General features: G+C 22.3%; 23 protein-coding genes and 1 riboswitch. Of the genes, 18 read left to right on the forward strand and 5 right to left on the reverse strand.

Annotated elements, in window-relative coordinates:
* Positions 1–22: 22 nt before the first annotated feature.
* From ACICQF_RS01945 to ACICQF_RS01975, 7 genes are all read left to right on the forward strand, one after another.
* A complete protein-coding gene (locus tag ACICQF_RS01945) occupies positions 23–3,586 on the forward strand; it encodes an FtsX-like permease family protein (protein ID WP_395473493.1) in 3,564 nt (1,187 codons plus the stop codon).
* Positions 3,587–3,703: 117 nt separating this feature from the next.
* Positions 3,704–4,414 carry a hypothetical protein gene (locus ACICQF_RS01950; RefSeq protein WP_395473494.1) on the forward strand — a complete coding sequence of 237 codons (711 nt, stop codon included), beginning with the start codon at positions 3,704–3,706 and terminating at the stop codon, positions 4,412–4,414.
* 11 nt (positions 4,415–4,425) lie between these two features.
* Positions 4,426–4,842, forward strand: coding sequence for a hypothetical protein (locus ACICQF_RS01955; RefSeq protein ID WP_395473495.1), 417 nt, complete (start codon positions 4,426–4,428; stop codon positions 4,840–4,842).
* The gene (locus ACICQF_RS01960) at positions 4,817–5,662 is read left to right on the forward strand and encodes an ABC transporter permease (protein ID WP_395473496.1); all 846 of its coding nucleotides are present in this window, start codon (positions 4,817–4,819) and stop codon (positions 5,660–5,662) included. The genes ACICQF_RS01955 and ACICQF_RS01960 overlap by 26 nt, the downstream gene beginning before the upstream one ends.
* Complete coding sequence (locus tag ACICQF_RS01965) at positions 5,629–7,119, forward strand: ABC transporter permease (protein ID WP_395473497.1); 1,491 nt, start codon at positions 5,629–5,631, stop codon at positions 7,117–7,119. Before ACICQF_RS01960 ends, ACICQF_RS01965 begins: the two co-directional genes overlap by 34 nt.
* Positions 7,120–7,288: 169 nt before the next feature.
* Complete coding sequence (locus ACICQF_RS01970; protein ID WP_395473498.1) at positions 7,289–7,528, forward strand: hypothetical protein; 240 nt, start codon at positions 7,289–7,291, stop codon at positions 7,526–7,528.
* Between the two features lie 14 nt (positions 7,529–7,542).
* Positions 7,543–7,881, forward strand: coding sequence for a hypothetical protein (locus tag ACICQF_RS01975; RefSeq protein WP_395473499.1), 339 nt, complete (start codon positions 7,543–7,545; stop codon positions 7,879–7,881).
* Positions 7,882–8,015: 134 nt separating this feature from the next.
* On the opposite strand, the gene ACICQF_RS01980 is transcribed toward ACICQF_RS01975, so the two are convergent.
* Positions 8,016–8,828: an IS30 family transposase gene (locus ACICQF_RS01980; RefSeq protein ID WP_395472832.1), complete on the reverse strand. Its 813-nt coding sequence runs from the start codon at positions 8,826–8,828 to the stop codon at positions 8,016–8,018.
* Between the two features lie 468 nt (positions 8,829–9,296).
* Here ACICQF_RS01980 and ACICQF_RS01985 point away from each other — a divergent pair, with 468 nt between their 5' ends.
* Positions 9,297–9,581, forward strand: a complete 285-nt coding sequence (locus tag ACICQF_RS01985) for a J domain-containing protein (protein WP_395473500.1) — start codon at positions 9,297–9,299, stop codon at positions 9,579–9,581.
* A 36-nt stretch (positions 9,582–9,617) separates the two neighbouring features.
* Positions 9,618–10,076 carry a hypothetical protein gene (locus ACICQF_RS01990; RefSeq protein WP_395473501.1) on the forward strand — a complete coding sequence of 153 codons (459 nt, stop codon included), beginning with the start codon at positions 9,618–9,620 and terminating at the stop codon, positions 10,074–10,076.
* Positions 10,077–10,128: 52 nt separating this feature from the next.
* On the opposite strand, the gene ACICQF_RS01995 is transcribed toward ACICQF_RS01990, so the two are convergent.
* Positions 10,129–10,716 carry a hypothetical protein gene (locus tag ACICQF_RS01995; RefSeq protein ID WP_338957592.1) on the reverse strand — a complete coding sequence of 196 codons (588 nt, stop codon included), beginning with the start codon at positions 10,714–10,716 and terminating at the stop codon, positions 10,129–10,131.
* A 123-nt stretch (positions 10,717–10,839) separates the two neighbouring features.
* Positions 10,840–11,019: riboswitch (cobalamin riboswitch) on the reverse strand.
* Positions 11,020–11,071: 52 nt separating this feature from the next.
* On the reverse strand, positions 11,072–11,626 hold the full coding sequence (locus ACICQF_RS02000; protein ID WP_395473502.1) for an inorganic diphosphatase: 555 nt from the start codon (positions 11,624–11,626) through the stop codon (positions 11,072–11,074).
* A 99-nt stretch (positions 11,627–11,725) separates the two neighbouring features.
* On the opposite strand from ACICQF_RS02000, the gene ACICQF_RS02005 reads away from it, so the two are divergent.
* Complete coding sequence (locus tag ACICQF_RS02005; RefSeq protein ID WP_395473503.1) at positions 11,726–12,370, forward strand: hypothetical protein; 645 nt, start codon at positions 11,726–11,728, stop codon at positions 12,368–12,370.
* Here ACICQF_RS02005 and ACICQF_RS02010 read toward each other — a convergent pair.
* Positions 12,367–12,858, reverse strand: coding sequence for a hypothetical protein (locus tag ACICQF_RS02010; RefSeq protein ID WP_395473504.1), 492 nt, complete (start codon positions 12,856–12,858; stop codon positions 12,367–12,369). The two genes, ACICQF_RS02005 and ACICQF_RS02010, sit on opposite strands and share 4 nt — an antisense overlap.
* A gap of 328 nt (positions 12,859–13,186) precedes the next feature.
* Here ACICQF_RS02010 and ACICQF_RS02015 point away from each other — a divergent pair, with 328 nt between their 5' ends.
* The 6 genes from ACICQF_RS02015 (at position 13,187) to ACICQF_RS02040 (ending at position 18,733) form a co-directional block, all read left to right on the forward strand.
* Positions 13,187–13,873, forward strand: coding sequence for a hypothetical protein (locus ACICQF_RS02015; protein WP_395473505.1), 687 nt, complete (start codon positions 13,187–13,189; stop codon positions 13,871–13,873).
* An 82-nt stretch (positions 13,874–13,955) separates the two neighbouring features.
* Entirely contained in the window at positions 13,956–14,432 is a 477-nt protein-coding gene (locus ACICQF_RS02020; protein ID WP_395473506.1) for a hypothetical protein, read from the forward strand.
* A gap of 307 nt (positions 14,433–14,739) precedes the next feature.
* Positions 14,740–16,680, forward strand: coding sequence for a hypothetical protein (locus ACICQF_RS02025; RefSeq protein WP_395473507.1), 1,941 nt, complete (start codon positions 14,740–14,742; stop codon positions 16,678–16,680).
* A gap of 150 nt (positions 16,681–16,830) precedes the next feature.
* Positions 16,831–17,379: a BspA family leucine-rich repeat surface protein gene (locus ACICQF_RS02030; RefSeq protein ID WP_395473508.1), complete on the forward strand. Its 549-nt coding sequence runs from the start codon at positions 16,831–16,833 to the stop codon at positions 17,377–17,379.
* On the forward strand, positions 17,319–17,696 hold the full coding sequence (locus ACICQF_RS02035; protein ID WP_395473690.1) for a BspA family leucine-rich repeat surface protein: 378 nt from the start codon (positions 17,319–17,321) through the stop codon (positions 17,694–17,696). The genes ACICQF_RS02030 and ACICQF_RS02035 overlap by 61 nt, the downstream gene beginning before the upstream one ends.
* A gap of 305 nt (positions 17,697–18,001) precedes the next feature.
* Complete coding sequence (locus ACICQF_RS02040; protein ID WP_395473509.1) at positions 18,002–18,733, forward strand: hypothetical protein; 732 nt, start codon at positions 18,002–18,004, stop codon at positions 18,731–18,733.
* A 258-nt stretch (positions 18,734–18,991) separates the two neighbouring features.
* Here the strand turns inward: ACICQF_RS02040 and ACICQF_RS02045 are convergent, their stop codons facing one another.
* On the reverse strand, positions 18,992–19,942 hold the full coding sequence (locus ACICQF_RS02045; RefSeq protein ID WP_395473510.1) for an IS30 family transposase: 951 nt from the start codon (positions 19,940–19,942) through the stop codon (positions 18,992–18,994).
* Positions 19,943–20,092: 150 nt separating this feature from the next.
* Here ACICQF_RS02045 and ACICQF_RS02050 point away from each other — a divergent pair, with 150 nt between their 5' ends.
* Together ACICQF_RS02050 and ACICQF_RS02055 are read left to right on the forward strand one after the other, a co-directional pair.
* Complete coding sequence (locus tag ACICQF_RS02050; RefSeq protein ID WP_395473511.1) at positions 20,093–20,389, forward strand: hypothetical protein; 297 nt, start codon at positions 20,093–20,095, stop codon at positions 20,387–20,389.
* Between the two features lie 9 nt (positions 20,390–20,398).
* Positions 20,399–20,635 carry a BspA family leucine-rich repeat surface protein gene (locus ACICQF_RS02055; RefSeq protein WP_395473691.1) on the forward strand — a complete coding sequence of 79 codons (237 nt, stop codon included), beginning with the start codon at positions 20,399–20,401 and terminating at the stop codon, positions 20,633–20,635.
* Positions 20,636–20,736: the final 101 nt, after the last annotated feature.

The following is a 20,736-nucleotide window of genomic DNA, read 5'->3' on the forward strand; positions in this document are numbered from 1 at the left end:
GTGATCATAAGAAGGGATAAACATGTTTAAATTATTACGTAATTATATTCGTGAACAAAAAAACAATTTATTACAAATGTTTGGTTTAGGTTTTTTAGTAATGATTATGATTATTGCCTTTTTATCATTAAATTTTTCTAATAATTATTTATTTGAACAATATGTTAACGATATTGCTCATAATGAATTTGATCAATATACATTTTTTTCACCAGTAGAATATGTTAATTTTGATGGAAAATATAATGAAAAAGATAAAGCTGGTTCTTATTTAAATAATATTAATTATTATCAAAAAGATAATACTATTGATAAAGAAAAGATGGCAAAAGCTACTTTTCAGTTAACAATACCAGATGCTACTAGACCTGATATATATCGTTTTACTTTTCATGGTGGGGACGCTAGTAGTAAAGAATATTTTGCTATTGGTGATAGTCTTTTTAATGATACTAGCCATAATTATATTGATTTTAAAATTAATATTCCTATTAATTATCCATCTTATGATATTCATAAAGCAACGATAGAACAATATGCTAATATGCTAAATCAATATCTATATGATCCATTACATCCAGAAAAAAATCCAGAAAATGCAACAAATTTTATGATTACTAGTGAAGCTGCTTTACAGTTTTATAATGATAATTTTAAGGGACAATTGTCATATGCTAATCGAAACTATAGTGAAATAGATATTAAAAATGAAGCTAAGTTATATGAAATAATGTCAATGGGAATGTTATATAAAGATATTGAATGACAACATGCTGTTATGGTCCGTGATTTATTAATTACTAGTAAAAATTTTGCTTTTATTGAAACAGGACCCGAATATATTGTTAATAAAGCAATTATTGTCAAAGATGGTGGCCCAAGTTTAACAGAAAAACCATTACAAGATAATGAAATTTTAATTTACAAACATTTTGCTGAACTAAATAATTTACATATTGGTCAAAATTATGTAATTGCTGGACAAACGTTTATTATTCGTGGTTATGCTACAAGCTCATTAGCAGCATTTGTTGGTCGTTATTTTGGTAATTCACTTGATTTAAAAAATAATACTGTCGCTTTTACTAATGGTAATACGATGCGCAAAGTTGAATCCGATTTAAAGGCATTTAGCAGTAATATTGATGATTTTTTTTTAGGTATTAATCCTGATTTGGCTAAAAATATTGATTCACAAATAAACAATGAATGAATTTATAATTATCTTCATGCAACTTATAAAACACCTACTGATATAGCAAGTACAAAATATTATAATAATGGTATTGATTATAATAAAATAGTTTCACCTTTAAATATCAATAATCTTAGATTTTATACTAGTATGCAAGAATGATCTTTTAGTTCCATTAATAATAGAATTAATGTTATTGAAGAGATTTCTAGTTTATTTTTAATTTTGATTTTTATTGTGACTACTATTATTATTTTTATTATTACTTTTAAAATGATTGATCGTAATAAAAAATTAATTGGAATTTTAAAAGCAACAGGATATAAAAGTTGACAGTTAAGTATATCATTAGTAATTTCAATTATTGCTCCTTTAATTATTTTTGCTATTATTGGTGTTTTAATTTCGATTCCAGTTGCGCATTATTTAATTTATATTACTAATATTAGTACTGTTGCCTTAATTAGTTATGGTTGGTACTTTAATATTGTTACCGCTATTTTATTACTTGTTATTCCAATCATTAGTTTAACTTTCATTAATTTTTTAATGGTATTATTCTTATTAAGAAGTAAACCCTTAGATTTAATTACTAATAATATTTCAAAACAAAAATATAAAATAAATATTAGTTCAACTTTTACTTTTATTGCAAGATATGTGATTGGTAGATTTAGTTATCGTAATAAGTTGGCCGTTACTACTTCACTACGTAGTTTTGGTAAAACATTAATTATGTGTTTTACTATTATTTTTGCTGCAACATTAGTATTCTTTGCGCTTGCTGCTAGTGGTTTAGTTAATAATATGTTAGGTTCACAATTTGTGGGAACTAATTTTAATTATCAAAATGGTTATCAATTTGATGATAATATTAAAACTAACTTTATTAATAACGAAAATAAATTAATGTATCAATTTAATAGTGTTGATAATATTAAAAGCAAAATTTCATTATATCCAGAATTATTAGTAGCAATTAAACGATTTGATCCTCTTAATCCTAATAAATCAATTATGATTAATGTTCAAAATCGTTATATTATGGGTAGTGAATTATTAAAAATAAAACAGTGAATTGCTGCTAATCCATCAAAGATTCCACCAATAGTTAAGGATTTCTTAGAAAAAAATAAAATATTATTTAATTATTTAACCAATAATAACGGTAAAAACAATACTGATTTATTGGTAAGTTTTGGTTTAATTCCTTATGATGAACAGTATGAAGTACCATACACACAATTAGAACTTGATAAGGCTAATCTGTTACTTCCTAATCAGCTTGGTGCTGTTTTTGATAATGATACACAAACCTTATCAAAAGAATCTTTTAAAAATTGAAGTGCACCAAGAACTGCTTATGGTATTGATGATAGTTTAAGTGATTTTTTATCTCTAAATTTTAGTATAAGTGATTTCTCTACTTTTAGTAAATTAAATTTAGCTGATATGGAAGTTTCTAATAATTGGCAAGATAAACAATTTATTAATATTCGTAATCATTTAATTCAAAAATTAGGAATTAAAAATCCAGATAGTAGTGCTGTTCAATTTATTCCAATGGCTAATTCTGCTTTACCTTCGGTTGCCAATGTTTATAATGGTGGAGAACAACTTAATAATAGTGTTATTTATAGGTATAAAGGATTAGATAATCAAATAAAATATATAATTGGTATTGCTTATGATTATATTAATAAATTAGATCCAAAAATAATAGTAATGCCTAAACTTTGACTTAATGAGATTTTGTTTGGTAGTAAAAGTGATTTATTAGAAAATAATTTTGCTAATAGTAAATTAAGCAAATTTACTGATAATGAGTTTAAACATTACTTACCAATTATTAGTAATAAAAATGATTATAATATTGATTTAGCACAAATTTCACACTCAGGATATTTGGAAAGTAAAGGTATTAGTACTTCATTATCATCAGTGTATGATATTAGTAATTTACGTAGTATTATGAAGAATAATCAATATAGTTTACAAATAATCATTTCATTTTTTGGTATTTTTAGTGTTATATTATCATTAATGATTATTGTTATTGTTACTAATATTAGTGTTCGTGATAATTTAATATTAATTAATATTTTACGAAGTTTAGGCTATACGGCATTAGAAGTTTCTTATAATTTCTTTCTGGTAATAATACCGGCATTGGTAATGAGTAGTTTGGTTGCTGTTTTTATTGTTCCTTCTTTAGTAATGGTACTTTATAATTTATTAGCAACTTTTGCAAAAATCGCATTTCCTATTGTTTTTCGTTGATGATATTTTGCATTGATGATTAGTATAAATATTTTAATTTATTTATTTTCATACATTATTACTTGAAAGTTAAACGTTAATAATAAACAATTAATGACATTAACTAAATAATATATAATCTGGTTTGCTGCTATTAAATAAAAAATTAAACATTAAAATGTTTTAATTTTAAAAAATATTTTTAAATTGATAAAATTAATTTGAAGTATCAACTGAGGTTAGTGGAATATGGTAAAAATATTTTTTAATTATTTACGTGAACAAAGAAAAAATATTATTCAAGTTTTAGGGTTAGGCTTTTTAGTTATGATTATGATTATAACTTTTTTAAGCATTCAATTTTCTGATCAATATGTAGAAAATCAATATTTAAATGATATTAGTCAAAATACTAATTTTCAAGAATTAAATGAATTACCAATTAAAAAAAATAGTTTTGAAAAAGAATATAATTATTATAAAACACATTTAGGATTATGATTGGAAAATATGTCATATTATAAACAAGATGATAGTATTGATACTTTTAAATTAAATCATGCAACTTTTCAAATTGCTTTAGTTAAAGCTAATAACGATACTTATCGTTTTATTTTTAACGGTAGTAGTGATTTAAGTGATTCTCATGCTAATAATTATTTACAAATTGGAAATAATATATCTACTAAATATCATCATGATTATGTTGATTTTAAACTATTAGTTCCTAATGATTATCATCAAGGTTATAACTCTTCTGAAGAATATAAAAATGCAATGCGTAATTTAATTAATAGTTATGTTTATGATGGAAAGACAAATATTAATCAAATAAACTATTTTATTTTAAATGATAAAGCATTAAAAATTTATCAAGATGAAATTTATCATAAAATATCATACGCTAATCATGAATATAATACAATTGATATTTCTTTGCAATCACAACTATATTTTTAATTATTAATGGCATGTTATTTCAAAATATTGAATGAAATCAATATACTTTAGTTAATGATTTATTAATGACCGGTAAATCTTTTCTCTTTACACAAACAGTTCCTAAAAATATTATTGATCCACCAATTTTAGTAGGTAATTATAAACAAAGTTTGGAAGAGTTACCATTACAAGATAATGAAATTTTAATTTATGAACAATTTGCTAATAATAATAATTTAAAAATTGGTGATAAGTACAATATTGTTAATCGTACTTTTACTGTTAGAGGATTTGTTACTAGTTGAAATAGTGCTTTTATTGCCAATAATATTAATGGATTGATGGATCCAAAAAATAAAACCGTTGCTTTTGTTAATAGTAATACAATGGTTAACATCAATAATGATTTTAAGGGTTTTATTGATAAAAATAAACAAAAAAAATAGTTTTAATCCCGTTTATCCTGAACGTAGTTTAAATCCATGATTATATAATATATTACATAATCAATTAGCATATGGTCATCATTATCAAAATCTTACTAATGGTATAAATTTTGCTAATGTTGCTAGTATTTTAACAAATGATGATTATTTATGAAGACCTTATAATGAAAATGCTATTTTTTTCTTAAATGAGCTAATTAATTTAACACAAAATGTTGGTATAATATTTTTAACATTAATTTTTACTGTTACTAGTATTATTATTTTAATGGTAGTATGAAAGATGATTCATCATAATCATAAATTAATTGGAATTTTAAAAGCATGGGGTTATAAAAATTGACAATTAACAATTTCTTTAGTTTTAGCTATTATTTGACCTTTATTTATTTTTGCTATTATTGGTGTTTTAATATCAGTATTTATTAGTCATATTCTTATTAATAGTCATAACTTATATTTAGCGCTAATTAACTATGGATGATATATAAATGTGCATATGACAATTATTGTGGTAACTGTTCCTTTATCGTTATTAGTAATTATTAGTTTTTTTATAGTTTATTTATTTTTACAAAAAAAACCATTTGACTTAATTAGTAGTAAAAATTTTAAAAAATATCATCATTTAAATATTAGCAAAATTTTTAATTTTATTAGTGTTAAAGTTATTGGCGATATTAGTTATCATAATAAATTGGCAATAACTATTAGCATGCGAAGTTTTGGTAAATTAGTTATCATTATGAAGACATTGAAAATAATTTTATTAATAATAACAAGCAGTTGCTTTATAACATTGCTCCAGTTTCACAAATAGAATCAGGAGTATCACTTAAACAAGATTTACAAGATGCTATTGATTCATATTTAATAAATCCTAATAATCCAGCCCCCGTTATTCGCGATTTACGTAATAAATATATTTTGGGTAGCGATTTATTAAAGATGCGTAAAAATTTTGAAAAATCGACAACATGAAATTTATTACCACAAACATTTAAAAAACAGCGAGCAAAACAAATAAATATTATTAATTATTTCACAAATGAAAGTGGTAATAATAATGATTTATTAATTAGTTTTGGTATTATTCCTTATCAAGAACAAAATGAGTTACCTTTTATTAAATTGAATATTGAAGATTCTTATGATTTGGATTTTAGTCATAACAATGCTATTGTTAATACTTATGATAGTGTAACTCAAACTTTTAATGATTCATGCTTTAGTAATGAAGTTACAATAAGACAAACTATCTATGGTATTAATGCAAATAGTAATAATTTTATTAAACCTAATTTAATTAATAGTAAATTTAAAAAATTTATTAATATGAACAGTGATACAATGAACACTTCTGATTTTTGATTAGATAAAGAATTTACTAAAAATGTTAACAATGTAAAAAAACAATTACATATTACTAGTACTAATGCTCCAAATGTTACCTTGTTACCAATTGCAGCATCTAATGCCCCAGCATCCAATACTAGTACTGGTAATGGTAACAATATTGATAAAGCAATTTTATATCCATATTTTGATTTTAATGGTAATAAAAAATATTTAATTGGTATTATTTATGATGGCTTTAGGAATTTAGGAATGTCAACATTATTAGTATCACAATCACTTTTAAATAGTGCTATTAATGAAAATACAGGATTATTAATTAATAATGCCAAAATGAGTAAATTTAATGATAATGAGTTACGACATTACTTAACTTTTATTAATACTGAAAATAATTATAATCTTGATTTAACTAAAATTTTGAATACTGACTACATTAGTTCTAGTGGTTTTATTAGTTCTTTGAGTGGTATTGTTCCAATTGGTAATGAAAAAGAAGCATTGGAAAATAATGAAATAAGTATTCAATTACTTATTGGTTTTTTTGCAATTTGTAGTATTATATTATCATTTATGATTATGACTTTGGTTACTAATATTTTAGTTCGTGATAATTGAATATTGATTAATATTTTAAAAGTATTGGGATATAATACTATGGAAGTATCGTACAATTTTATTATAATTATTGTCCCTTTAATTTTAATTTTTTCAGTTTTTAGTGTTTTTATTAGTCCAATATTAATTAATATATTAGCACAACAGTTAATTACTTTTAGTCATGTTATTTATCCAATTATTTTTCGTTGATGATATTTTTTATTAGCTTTTGCTATTAATATTATTGTTTATATTAGTGCTTATATTATTACTTGATTATTAAATTTTAGAAAATATAAGTTATGAGCATTTATGGAGTAAAGATATTAGTTAATAAAAATTTTATTCCAGTAAAAATTTAAAAAAGGAAGTTTATTATGTTTTTAATTGATTTTCACTTAGAAAGGCATATAATGAATTTATAATGTTTTTAAACCCATTGTTTTAATTTTAAAGCAAATGGGTTTTATGTTAAAAAGGAGATGAACTTATGGAACAGCAAGAAAGTAAAACACAAACATCTAGCAATGATTTAAAATCAAAAATAGAAATTGGACAAGAAAAATTACAAAAAGAAAAAGATAAATTAATAAAATTACAAAATGAATTAGAAACAGTTTCTGTTTCTAAGGAAACTAAAAAAGGAATTGCAGAACAAATAGAAGCAATTAATCAATTAGAAAAAATGATTAATGAAGTTAAAAAACAACTTAACAAAAATGCTTATTAAATAAGGAGTAAAATATGCCATTAGATAAGGATAAACAAGATTTACAAATTAAAATATTTACAGATGAGCAAATTCAATTACTTACCGAAGATGATATTAAATCATTATCAATTGAACAAATTCAAGTATTTAATGAAAAAATTGAAGTATTAGATAAAGAAGTTGAAAAAAGAACCATAATATTATCAGATTATATTGATGTAATTACTGATGCTACTTCTAAAATAACTAGTTTATTAGAAGAAAATGTTTTTTTGGAAAAGCAAAAAATTGGCAATTTTAAAAATTTTATTATTACAATGTTTAGTTTTGGTTGTATTAATAAGCTAAATTGTAAAGGTAAGTGCAACTAAATTATTTTTCTATCCAAATATTCGATTGGTGAAAGATAATTTAATATTTTTCTCGGTCTTTGATTTAAAGACAATATAAATTTATGAACTTCATTTTTATTAGTTTTTGAAAAAATAAATTTTTTAGGAAATTTTTATCTAATTAAACCATTAGTATTTTCATTAGTACCTCTTTGTCAAGGTGAATATGGATTGGCAAAATAAATTTTTACATCTAAATTTTTTTCAAGTTGTTGTCAATTTGAAAATTCTTTGCCACGATCAAAAGTAATAGTTTTAACAATGTTTTTAGGAAGAATTGATAAATAATAACTGACATTTTTATTAATAACTTTAGTAGTTCTGTTTTTAACTAATATTGCTAAAGTAAATCGTGATACTCTTTCAACTAAAGTTATTAAACATGATTTGCTTTTACCTCGTGATGATACTATAGTATCTCCTTCTCAATGACCAAGTGTTATACGATCATTAACATTTATATCTCGTTCTTTAATTGATTTACCATTAAACTTGCCACGATTTTCTTTAGATTTTCGTTTTTTACCTTTTCTTCTTAAATTTTTACTAGTAACTTTATCAAGCATTCCAAAATAAATTCAAGTATAAATTGTTTTAAAACTAATAACTCACTCTTTATGAAAATTTTTAATTCTGCCATAAATTTGTTCAGGTGATCAACCTAATAGTAATTTTTGTTGTACATATTTTACTAAATTCTTATTTTTAAATTTATGAAAACTAATATGTGATTGTTTTCGATTTTCAGCTTTATTTTGTGCAATTAATGAAAAATAATGATTATTATCTTTATTTCTATTAATTTCTCGAATAATAGTACTAATACTTCGATTAAGATTTTTAGCTATTTCACTAATTTTAAATTTAAATTTCAATTGATTCTCAATATAAATCCTTTCATCTATGCCAAGATGTTTATAACTCATATAAAAACTCCTTACTTTTTTCTAAACTAAATTTAGCATTATGAAATTTTTATATGAGAATTTTTTGCAATTTTATTTACTTGCACTTACAAGTATAATTCAGCATAAAAATAAAAGAATAGAAAAAAACTAAATAAAAATAAAAAGGAAATACAAGAAAAAACTAATGAACGAACAGATTTAAAAATAATATTTGAAAATATTAGTTTAGAAAGAAAAAAAATAAATGATGAGTTAAATAATTTAATTAAATTAACTGAATTATGAAAAAATATTAATGATAAAAAAAATAGTATAAAGAACACTTCATCAGCTAAAGAATTTTCTTGTTCTAAATTTGTTGAAGAAATTAATGCTTTAGAATTAATTAATCAAAAACCAGTAAATGATCGTGTACAAAACTTACCATAAATATAACCATTATTTATGAATATAGTAGTGCTTATTAAAAAGAAAAAAAAACTAAAAATGGAACAATATTATGAATTATTAGGTTTATCTATTGGTGCAACAATTCCTGAAATTAATGCATCTTTTAGACGTTTATCTTTAAAATTACATCCAGATAAAAATACTAATAATCCAGAAGCAACTATTAATTTTCAAAAATTAAGTGAAGCGCGTAATGTTTTAGTTAAACAAAAAGAATATGAAGAAAAAACTAATAAAATATGGAAAGAAAATTTAAAAAAACAACAAGCAGAACAAGAAACATTTCAAAATAAACAAAAAGAAGAAATTTTAGCTAAGTAAAAATTTAAGATATTTAAAAAAGAAATTGATCAAAAAATGAAAAAAAATTATATTGAGTTATTACCTAAAATACTTGATTTTAAAATAGAATTAAAGAAATTAGAAAAAGAACTTTTAACTTTACAGTCAAAAAGTTCTAAATTAAGAAAATCTATTATTAATTTAAATACAAAGAAAATAAATTCAAGAATTAATTTTTATATTAAATGTATTACTTTAGGTTTTTATGATTGAAATAAAATAACAGAAAAAGAACTATGTGAAAATAAAAATGAATTTATAAAAACCAATAGGGAAAAAGAAAATTTAAAAGAAAAATATGATATAGTAAAAACTAATATGCAAATATTAATTAATGAGCAAAACTTATTACAAGAAGATCTTAAAGAATTATTTGCAAAAGAAAATGATTTGAAAAAATATATAAATTCATTTAATTTAGAAGAAAAAGATTCAATAAGAGATTGAAATAAATACTTTTCATCATCAGTTTAATGATATAAATAATATTATATGAATAGTTAATTATTTAAATATAAATTTATATTTATGGTTCAACTAATAATTCATTATTTGATGTTTGTTCATCATTGCTTTCTTCAATAATATTATTATCAATAATAATATAATATTGTAAATATTTATTTCAAATACTGATAATTGGTTTATACAGAAAACTACTAAACATGAAGTTACCAATGCCATGAATAGCATCAAAACTTAATCCAGATAATCAGTAAAGATAAAAACTGGATTTACCAAATAATATTAAATGAATTAGAGAATCAAATGTACCAAAAGTAAAACCTCATAAACTTGTAATAATTACAAAAATTCATCAATGCTTTTTAATTAAATGACGAAATATTCAAATTATTATGACCAATATTGGTCATATACTAAAATATAAAAATATTCAACTATTACCACCGTAAAGTAGAATTTCTAATGAAGCAAAAATTAAAGGAATAGTAATTGACATATATAGTGGAAAAACTAATGCTGAAAATGCTAATAGAAAAGTTACAACTTCAATATTTGGTAATATTGCTAATACTTCTTTTAAAGCAAAAACTAGTGCTGCATATGAAGGAATAATCAAGATACGAATTAATTTTTGGACATGGTTACTCATATTTGTTCTCGGCTTTCTTTATTTTTTAAATTTAAAACCACCTCATAAAGGTGGTTTAGTTATACTAATCGGAGATAAAACATCAATTAAAATTATATAACTGTTATCTGCACCCAGAGATTAGTTTAATAGTGTTAAATAGATAGGTCTACTGGCTTAACTTCATTTTACTTGTTACCCTTCTCAAAATCTTTGATTTCAATGGATTATGTAACTTTTATCAGTATCACAGTTGCTGGGGCAGCTTAAGATTACTTAATTCCCTTTTATGAACAGTTGTTCATTTATTTAATTTTATTCAGTTGTATTTAAGGATAAATGATTTAATATATTAAAAATATATTATACTTTTTGTTTATTTTTTGTTTAATAATGACACTAATTGTTCTTTTGGTAAATTATTCATTTCATTTTGATATTGTTTAAACATATTTTTACATGTTGTAAGTTCAGTTAATGCTTCTTTTAAGTTACTTCAACCTTCAATTATGACTTTCTTTTTTTGTAATTCTTTATACTGTAAAAAGAAATTAACAATTTCATCACGTAAATGTTGTGGTACATCTTTTAGATCTTGATACTCATTAAAGCGTGGATCAGAATTAACAACACCAAATAATTTAGTATCAACTTCACCACCGTCAATCATTTTAATCATTCCTAAAACTCTAACTTCTACTAAGCAACCAGGGAAAGTTGGATAAGTAATTAAACTAATAATATCTAAAGGATCACCATCATAATCTAAAGTTTCAGGAATATATCCATATTCACCGGGATAAAAATTAGCACCATAAAGAACACGATCTAATATCATAGTTTTAGATTTTCAATCATATTCATATTTATTACTTGATCCTTTGGGAATTTCAACTACCATTTGCACAATGTTATTTTCATTTTTATTCATTAATACTTCATCTCCTTTTAAAAATTAATTTTATTATATAATAAATAAACGTTTTTTTATATATAATTAAAATAATAAATGTATTTTAAGGAGTAAAAGATGAGTTTAAAATATGAGAAAAAGTGACAACAATTTAAAAGTAATATTAATAATTCTTTAAAATTAACTACTCATAGGATAGCATTAATTAGTAGTTTATTGGCAGTTACAACATTAATGACCTTATTAGAAACACCACCTATTTTTTTACCTTTTTTAAAAATTGATTTTGGTAATACTATTAATTTAATTGCATTGTTAATTATTAAACTTCCTTATAGTTTGTTAATTGCCATTATTGTTCCTTGACTAAGTTTAATCTTACCTCATTTTCCTTCTGGTAATGCTGAACCAATTGGTGAATTTGATTATATGTTAAGTACCATTACTTTATTGTTATTATATAGTAGTTTTAAATTATTATTTAAGCAATTACCATTTTGAAAAACGCAATCTAATAATTCTTGAAAACGATTAATGATTATTGAAATACCGACAGTTGTTATTACTTGTATTTTAGTATCATTAATTAGTGCTTTTTATAATTGAGCTTTTATTTTAGACATGTATGGTACTGGTGATCTTAAAGATAAGATTTGAATTGTATTTGTACCATTTAATTTAATTAAATTTACTTCAGTTTTGCTTTTGTATTTATTATTAGTTAGACCAGTACAAATTTTAGTACAACATTTTAATATTTAAATAATATATTTTAATTGATCTTTTTTTAATTCTATTACTAAAGATTCTTCACTATTTTGTTTTATTTCTGACTCTTCTCAAGGTCTTCAAATATTTACTTCTTCTTTATAATCTTCATCAATTACTAATCGTTCTGAATCACTATCTTCTTCTGAATTATCAAAATAGTTGTTTTCTATTTGTTTGTTAATATTTACTGATAATAAATTTATTGTTTGCTGTTGATTTAAAAATTCTTCTTTATAATTTTGATTTTCATTATTATCGCAATTTATTTCTGCAATATTGATGGCTGCTTCTAATATCTCTCTTGGAGCTGAGTTGACTGAATGTTTTGTTTTAAGTTCATTCTTTCTTGCTTTTTGCTTTCAAATTCAAATTGTTGTTTTTGAAATGCCAGTTTCTTTTTTGATTTCACCATAACTTTTACCATCTTGTAAATATTGTAATACTTTTTCTTTTATTTCCGGTGTATATTTTTTTGCCATCTTTTAATCTTCCTTTTCTTTTAGCAATTTTATTTAATAAAATCCTAATACAGAAAAAATATCTATATAAGGATTTAACACTATTTAAATTAATGATTAATATTATAATTTATTTTTTTAGTTTTTGTTATTTTTATTTTAATAAAAATTATCTATCAAATTATTATTATGATATTTTTATTGTTAATTAATTTTCTAAATTAGAGTAGTATTAACACTTTTTATAAAAATTTAATAAATGTCTTGTTTTTTAATTAAAAGTAATTTATAATTTTTATAAATAGGTATTTAATTAATTAAATACCTATTTTAAAAAGGAGAAGTTATAATGATAGTTAAAAGTGTTGACCAAGAAAAAGAAAAAGTAGATATAAAAACAAAGAAAAAAATAAAGATTAATTCAAAACAACAAATTTTTAATATTACTTTGACAGGAATTTTATTGGGATTAGCTGTTGCTTCTTCATTAATTGAAATACCTATTCAGTTTATGGGAATAATTTTACCATTAAGAATTTTTGATTCATTAATTATTGCTTTTGCTTTACCAATTATTGGTTTATATTATACATTAACAATTGGTATTATTGAACCTTGATTACATTTATTAGCAGATAGTGATCATCCGCCAATTCAAATTTTCTTTGATAATATTGCTAATATTTTATTTATTGTTTCTTTTTATTTTATTTACTACTATCTTTTTAAATTGTGTAATAAAAGTAAAAATTTAAAAGTAGATACTATCAAAAAAGTAAGTGCTGGTCTAGTAATAGTACCCTTAAATGCGATTATTGCTACTTTATCTTTTGTTTTAACTTTAGTAGTACTTTATTTTAGTCCTAACCTACCAAGACCTGATGAATATGATAATAATATTCTTAATTTTAATAATCATTCAGTAATTATATTATTTATTTTACTTGGTATTGAAATTTTAAGATTTATTTTTATCTTTATCTTATTTAGCTTAGTTGAAAGAAAGATAGGTTCTGCTAAACGTTATTATTTTTAATAAAAAGTATTTTATTTTAGCTTTATAAAATAAAATGTTAAATTAATACTTATTAATTAAAAATAAAATGCGGGAGTAACATATGAAGTTAATAGTTATTTTAATTATTATCATGAGTATTATTTTTTTAATTGGTTTTATAATAATATTTTTTCTGAAATTAAGAAAAAAGAAAATAAAATCATCAAGGAAAATAAAATATCGTTTATGTGATCCAAATTCTTATCATAGTAGCATTATCAAGAATAGAAAGTTTAAAAGTAATAATGATTTAGTAAATAATAAAAAAGTATTGGAAATGTTAACATATTTACAGGAAAGAGATATCGCTAATTATAATAATATTATTCCTACTTTTTATAGTATTTTGGAAAAACCTATCCAACATAATTTGGAAGCTAATAAAAATGTTAATTATTTATTAACTAATATTGTTGATATTTTATGTCACCATCATCACTGTATGGTAAATCCCTTACATTTGATTAAACATTTGTTTAATAAATGTAATAATAAATTACATCAACAAAAAAAATTCTCATTTTACTCAAGAGAATAATCATTCAGTTAAACCAACACATGTTTTTAATAAAACACAAACTAATGCTTCTACACCAAAAACTAATGTTTCTACAACAAAAAAAATAATAAACATACTTTCTCATAAATTTATAAATATTCATTTACTAGTTATTAGTCCTAACTTAACAAAAACGGAATATCTAATTAAATTCATAATTAAAATGTATTAAATATCTACTAATTTAACTTATTAGTAGATATTTTTTTTAAAAATAAAATTTACTGTACATTATTTTGTAATAGTTTATAATAATAAGAAAATCATTATAAATGGAGTGTAAAATATGAGACGAAAATTAAATTTATTTTTTACTACCAGCCTTTTATTAAGTTCTAGCATGTCGCTTTTAGCATTCACAATTGATACAAACAATATTAGTATTAATAATTTTGCCAACAACAATGTTGATACTAAAACAGCAACTAAGTATGCTAATGAAACCTCTATTGTTGGTAAATCGTTATTAATTGCTAAAAATAAAGGTTTTAATACTAATAGTTTATTAAATGATATGTATAATCAAACCCCTTCTATTCAAATTGATAATCTTACAGGTAAGAATACTGGAAATGATTTTATTAATGATTGAACTAGTAACTTAGATGGTAATAGTATTAATACTATTCAGGGTTTATTTCAACGTAATGGTATTAATCAATCTAAAGTTGATTCTGTCACTAATAATATTAATAGTTATAATAGTTATCGTGACATATTGCCAATGCTTAAAAATTATTTAAATAATTCTATTTTATCTAATGATGATACTGTTAATATGATTGATGGAATGTTAAAAAATATTAAAAATTTAATACCAAATATTAATGATTACTTATCTTATACTAATTATATTCCAATTATAACTAATACTATTGATGAATTATTAGCAGATTGAGATCAAGAAGATAATTTTAGTGGTAATACTACTTTTGAAAAAATGCAAGATTATATGTCAAAGAAAGCGACATTTGCTCAAGCTTGAAATATTCCAAGTCATGAAAAGTGATACTATGTTAAAGATGAAGCAAAAAATTGAAATTGAAATCAATTTTATGAATATATAACTGGTGTTAATTTTAATTATATGTTTAAGTCAATATCAGGAAAATATATCGGTGAAACGATTAGCGATAATATTAAATATGCTTTATGAGGTGCTGCACCTATCGGTTTTAATTCTGATAATTTTAATGTTACATTTAGTGAAACTCTTAATAAGATTTTAACAAATCCAGTGGCATGACCTTATTTAATAAAAACAATAATACCAATGGTTAAAAGTGAAGTATTAAAATTAACTAATCCAACTCTTGGTATTGATAGTATTACTTGAGATGATAAAACACCACTTAAAAATAATACAGTTCAACTAAAAAAAGTATTAACTATTTTTCAAGAATTAATATCTTCAAAAGATAATATGCTTAAATTAGTTACCACTTTAATGACCGGACCTTTTGGTGAAGATATTATTGCGAAAGCTACCTTTGCATGAACTGATTCATATTGAACATTACCATTACCTGAGATTCAAAAGAAATTTTCTTTTATTTCAGCTATTAGTGATATTCCTCAACAAGTTGTTAATAGTTTAGAATCAGCAATTAAAAATGTTCCAATTAATGACACAATTAATAAAATATTTGAGTTTACTAATAAATATTTAACAACAAATCCATTAATTGATTTAAAAGATTTAATAAAATATTTAGATTTAACTTTCGGTAGTAAAGATTTTATTAATGCTTTAAATAATCTTAAATATATTATTAATCACCCAACAACAGATAATATTAGTAAAACTAAAGAAATATTACAATTATTAGGTGTTCAATTTGGTGATGAAACTAATTTTAAACAAGATAGTGTTCTTGCAAACTTTTCTAATTGATTAAATACTCCTACTAGTAGTTTAAATTCCTTACTAAATATAATAGTTGATAAAACACATCATAATGGTATTCTTGATAATATGTTAAAGGACCAAGAAAATTTATATAAAGATATGTATAGTAAATATTTTGATATTAACAATAATAGTTATTTTACTTTAAGTTATATTGCAATGAATACATTTAAACATGATGATGGTAGTGTTAGTGCAGTTTTAAGTTATAAAATTAAAAATAATTTAGATAATAAAAGTTATGATATTACATTTAAAAATGCTAATTTTCTTACAAGTAAAATCTTTAAAATAAAATTATTTCATATTAGTCAATAATTTTTAATAATTTTTAATAATTTTCTTCAATAATTAGATATTTTAATTTAAAAAGTATATTAATATACAAGTCAGTTATTGCATTTCTCTTTAAACAATTTAAAATATAGATAACTTATAGATTTAAGAAAAAGTTATTGGGGAAAATAAATGGGACTAATTATGAAATCATTATTAACAACATTAAGTGTTTTAACACTTGCAACAACCACAGGAAATTTAATCAATATTTTAAATACAATTGAAGAAAAAACTAATATTACAACTAATTACATTCAAAGTAAAACACAACAAGATACAATTTACAAAAATAAAAATGGAGAAGAAATAAAAACTAATATAGAAGATTTGTCAGAGATAGAAAGTAAAGAGGTTGTTCAAATTGGTTTTTATAAGAATCGACAAGGTGAAATTCAAGTTGCTAGAATGCCAGAAACAATTGAAAAAGTACCTGACAAAATACCATCAGAAATAACATCTTTGAGTTATATGTTTACTCGTGCGAAATCATTTAATCAGGATTTGTCAACTTGAGATGTATCTAATGTCACAGATATGAGCAGTCTGTTTAGTGCCACATCAGTATTAATGGTAATATTACTAATTGAAATGTGTCGAAGGTGACAACTATGAAACAAATGTTTTATTATGCAGTCACATTTAATCAGGATTTGTCAAAATGAAATGTATCTAATGTAACAGATATGTCTGCTATGTTTGGTAAAACTTGAGAATTTAACGCTAATATTACTAATTGAAATGTGTCGAAGGTGACAACTATGAATAGTATGTTTAGTGCTGCTGGATCATTTGAATGTTCATCATCATTTAATCAGGATTTATCAAATTGAGATGTATCTAATGTCACAGATATGAGTGGTATGTTTGCATATGCAACTTCTTTTAATCAAAATTTATCACAATGAAATGTTGAAAAAGTAAAAAACCATGATAATTTTGCTATTGAGTCAGGCATTTCATCAGATCTTAGTAAATGACCAAAATTTAATAAATAAAATAAATGTTTCAAGAAGAAACAATAAAAAATAATATAAAAAATGATTTTAAACAAATATTATTTAAAATCATTTTTTTAATTTTTTATTGATAATCTAAGTAAAGATTATTATTTACATTACTTAAGATAATTTTTATTTTCTTTATTTTTAATATTGTTTTTTAAATGTTTTGATTTTATAATGTATATGAACAGACAAGAAATATATGCTTAAATCATTAAGCCTGTTTAGTATTATTACCTAAACAGGTTTTTTTTGCTGTTTAATTAGAGAAATTTTAACTTAGAAAGAAGAGTAATTAAATGATAAATAATCAAGAACAGTATAAAAAAATTATTACTATTGCTTTAAATGCTATTGGTGCTGGTAGTGCTGGTGCAACTACTAAATTATTACATAATGCTCGTCAAGTTTCACAATGATTAAATTTAGCAAATGCTTTAAATAGGGGTGTTTTTGGGACAGCATTTACATTTTTACCAGATAGTAAAAAAGTAGCAACATTAATAGAAGTTTGAAAAATATTAACAAATACCTCATATATAGTTACAACATTAGATGTTAATTTTATTAAAACAATATTTACTAAAGCAAGTAATTGAGATTTAACAATTCCTAATTTACTACCATTTATTAGTTTTGAAATATCTGCTATTTCTGGTGTTTTGGCTGGAACAACAACACTTACACGTATTTATTTTACTAATAAAGATTCAGCAACTAATAAAATATTAAAGTCAATTGAAGATGGTTTTAATTTATTATGTCCTTTTGCTGCAATTATTGGAGGAGGATCATTATTTTGAACACCTGGTCTTGATTCAAAAATTATTGCTCCAATTTTTGCTACACTTGATGGAGTTTCTGGAACTACTAATTGATTAATAAATAAATTTTGAAATCCTATTGATTTTGAAACTAATAATGAAAATCAGAGCATATTGGATAATGAAGAAAATGGTACTTTATTAATTAATGATGAAGAATTTAAGACAAGATGTAATGAAACAAATATTGATAATGATTCATCTTAATTAAACTCTGTTAATTCAGTTTTTGTTGCTAATTAGTAATAGTTTTTTGTTAAATTTATTTAAATAAATTTTTAAAATTTAATAATAAAAAACACTAGCATCTTTATTGTTGCTAGTGTTTTTTATTGTTTGATTTGTTAACTTTATGCTAAAAGTAGTGTTTTGTGGGAGTATAAATATTTGTTATTGCATTATCTTAAAAAGCATTCTAAGATATAAATAACTTATAGATTTGCTAAATTGTAAAGGTAAGTGCAACTAAATTATTTTTCTATCCAAATATTCGATTGGTGAAAGATAATTTAATATTTTTCTCGGTCTTTGATTTAAAGACAATATAAATTTATGAACTTCATTTTTATTAGTTTTTGAAAAAATAAATTTTTTAGGAAATTTTTCTCTAATTAAACCATTAGTATTTTCATTAGTACCTCTTTGTCAAGGTGAATATGGATTGGCAAAATAAATTTTTACATCTAAATTTTTTTCAAGTTGTTGTCAATTTGAAAATTCTTTGCCACGATCAAAAGTAATAGTTTTAACAATGTTTTTAGGAAGAATTGATAAATAATAACTGACATTTTTATTAATAACTTTAGTAGTTCTGTTTTTAACTAATATTGCTAAAGTAAATCGTGATACTCTTTCAACTAAAGTTATTAAACATGATTTGCTTTTACCTCGTGATGATACTATAGTATCTCCTTCTCAATGACCAAGTGTTATACGATCATTAACATTTATATCTCGTTCTTTAATTGATTTACCATTAAACTTGCCACGATTCTCTTGAGATTTTCGTTTTTTACATTTTCTTCTTAAATTTTTACTAGTAACTTTATCAAGCATTCCAAAATAAATTCAAGTATAAATTGTTTTAAAACTAATAACTCACTCTTTATGAAAATTTTTAATTCTGCCATAAATTTGTTCAGGTGATCAACCTAATAGTAATTTTTGTTGTACATATTTTACTAAATTCTTATTTTTAAATTTATGAAAACTAATATGTGATTGTTTTCGATTTTCAGCTTTATTTTGTGCAATTAATGAAAAATAATGATTATTATCTTTATTTCTATTAATTTCTCGAATAATAGTACTAATACTTTGATTAAGATTTTTAGCTATTTCACTAATTTTAAATTTAAATTTCAATTGATTCTCAATATAAATCCTTTCATCTATGCCAAGATGTTTATAACTCATATAAAAACTCCTTACTTTTTTCTAAACTAAATTTAGCATTATGAAATTTTTATATGAGAATTTTTTGTAATTTTATTTACTTGCACTTACAAGTATAATTCAGCATTTAATAAAAAGTTATTGAATAAAATAAAAAGGGAGGTTTTCAATATGAAAACATTGATTACTGAACTAAGTGTTTTAATATTTGGGACATCTATTGGAACTTTAAATACTGGTTTAAATAAAACTTCACAAAAAATTGAACTTTTAGATAATAAAACACAACAAGATACTATTTACATTGATAAAGATGGAAAAGAACAAACAACCAATAAAAGAGATTTATCAAATATAAAAACTACCAAAATTACTCAAATTGGTTTTTATAAAAACAAACAAGGTGAAATTCAAGTTGTTAGAATGCCAAAAAAAATTAAAGAAGTACCTGATAAATTACCATCATAAGTAACATCTTTAAATTTTATGTTTTTGGGTGCTTCACAATTTAATCAAGATTTATCAACTTGAGATGTATCTAATGTAAGAATTATGACTGGTATGTTTGCTGGCTCAGTATTATTTGATCAAGATCTTGCAAAGTGAGATGTATCCAATGTACTAGATCACACTCATTTTGCTGTTGGTTCAGCAATTTCTAATTCTAATAAATTACCTAAATTTAAAAACTTTTTTATTAATAACACTATTTAATTTTATCAAAAGTATTTAATTTCTAAGTAATTAACTATAATAAAACTTAGAATAGTATAATAAAATATTATATTTGTTTTTTATAAAAGCATATAATATTG

Origin of the sequence: Spiroplasma endosymbiont of Nomada rufipes, assembly GCF_964277355.1 — a bacterium.
Lineage (GTDB): Bacteria > Bacillota_I > Bacilli_A > Mycoplasmatales > VBWQ01 > Spiroplasma_E.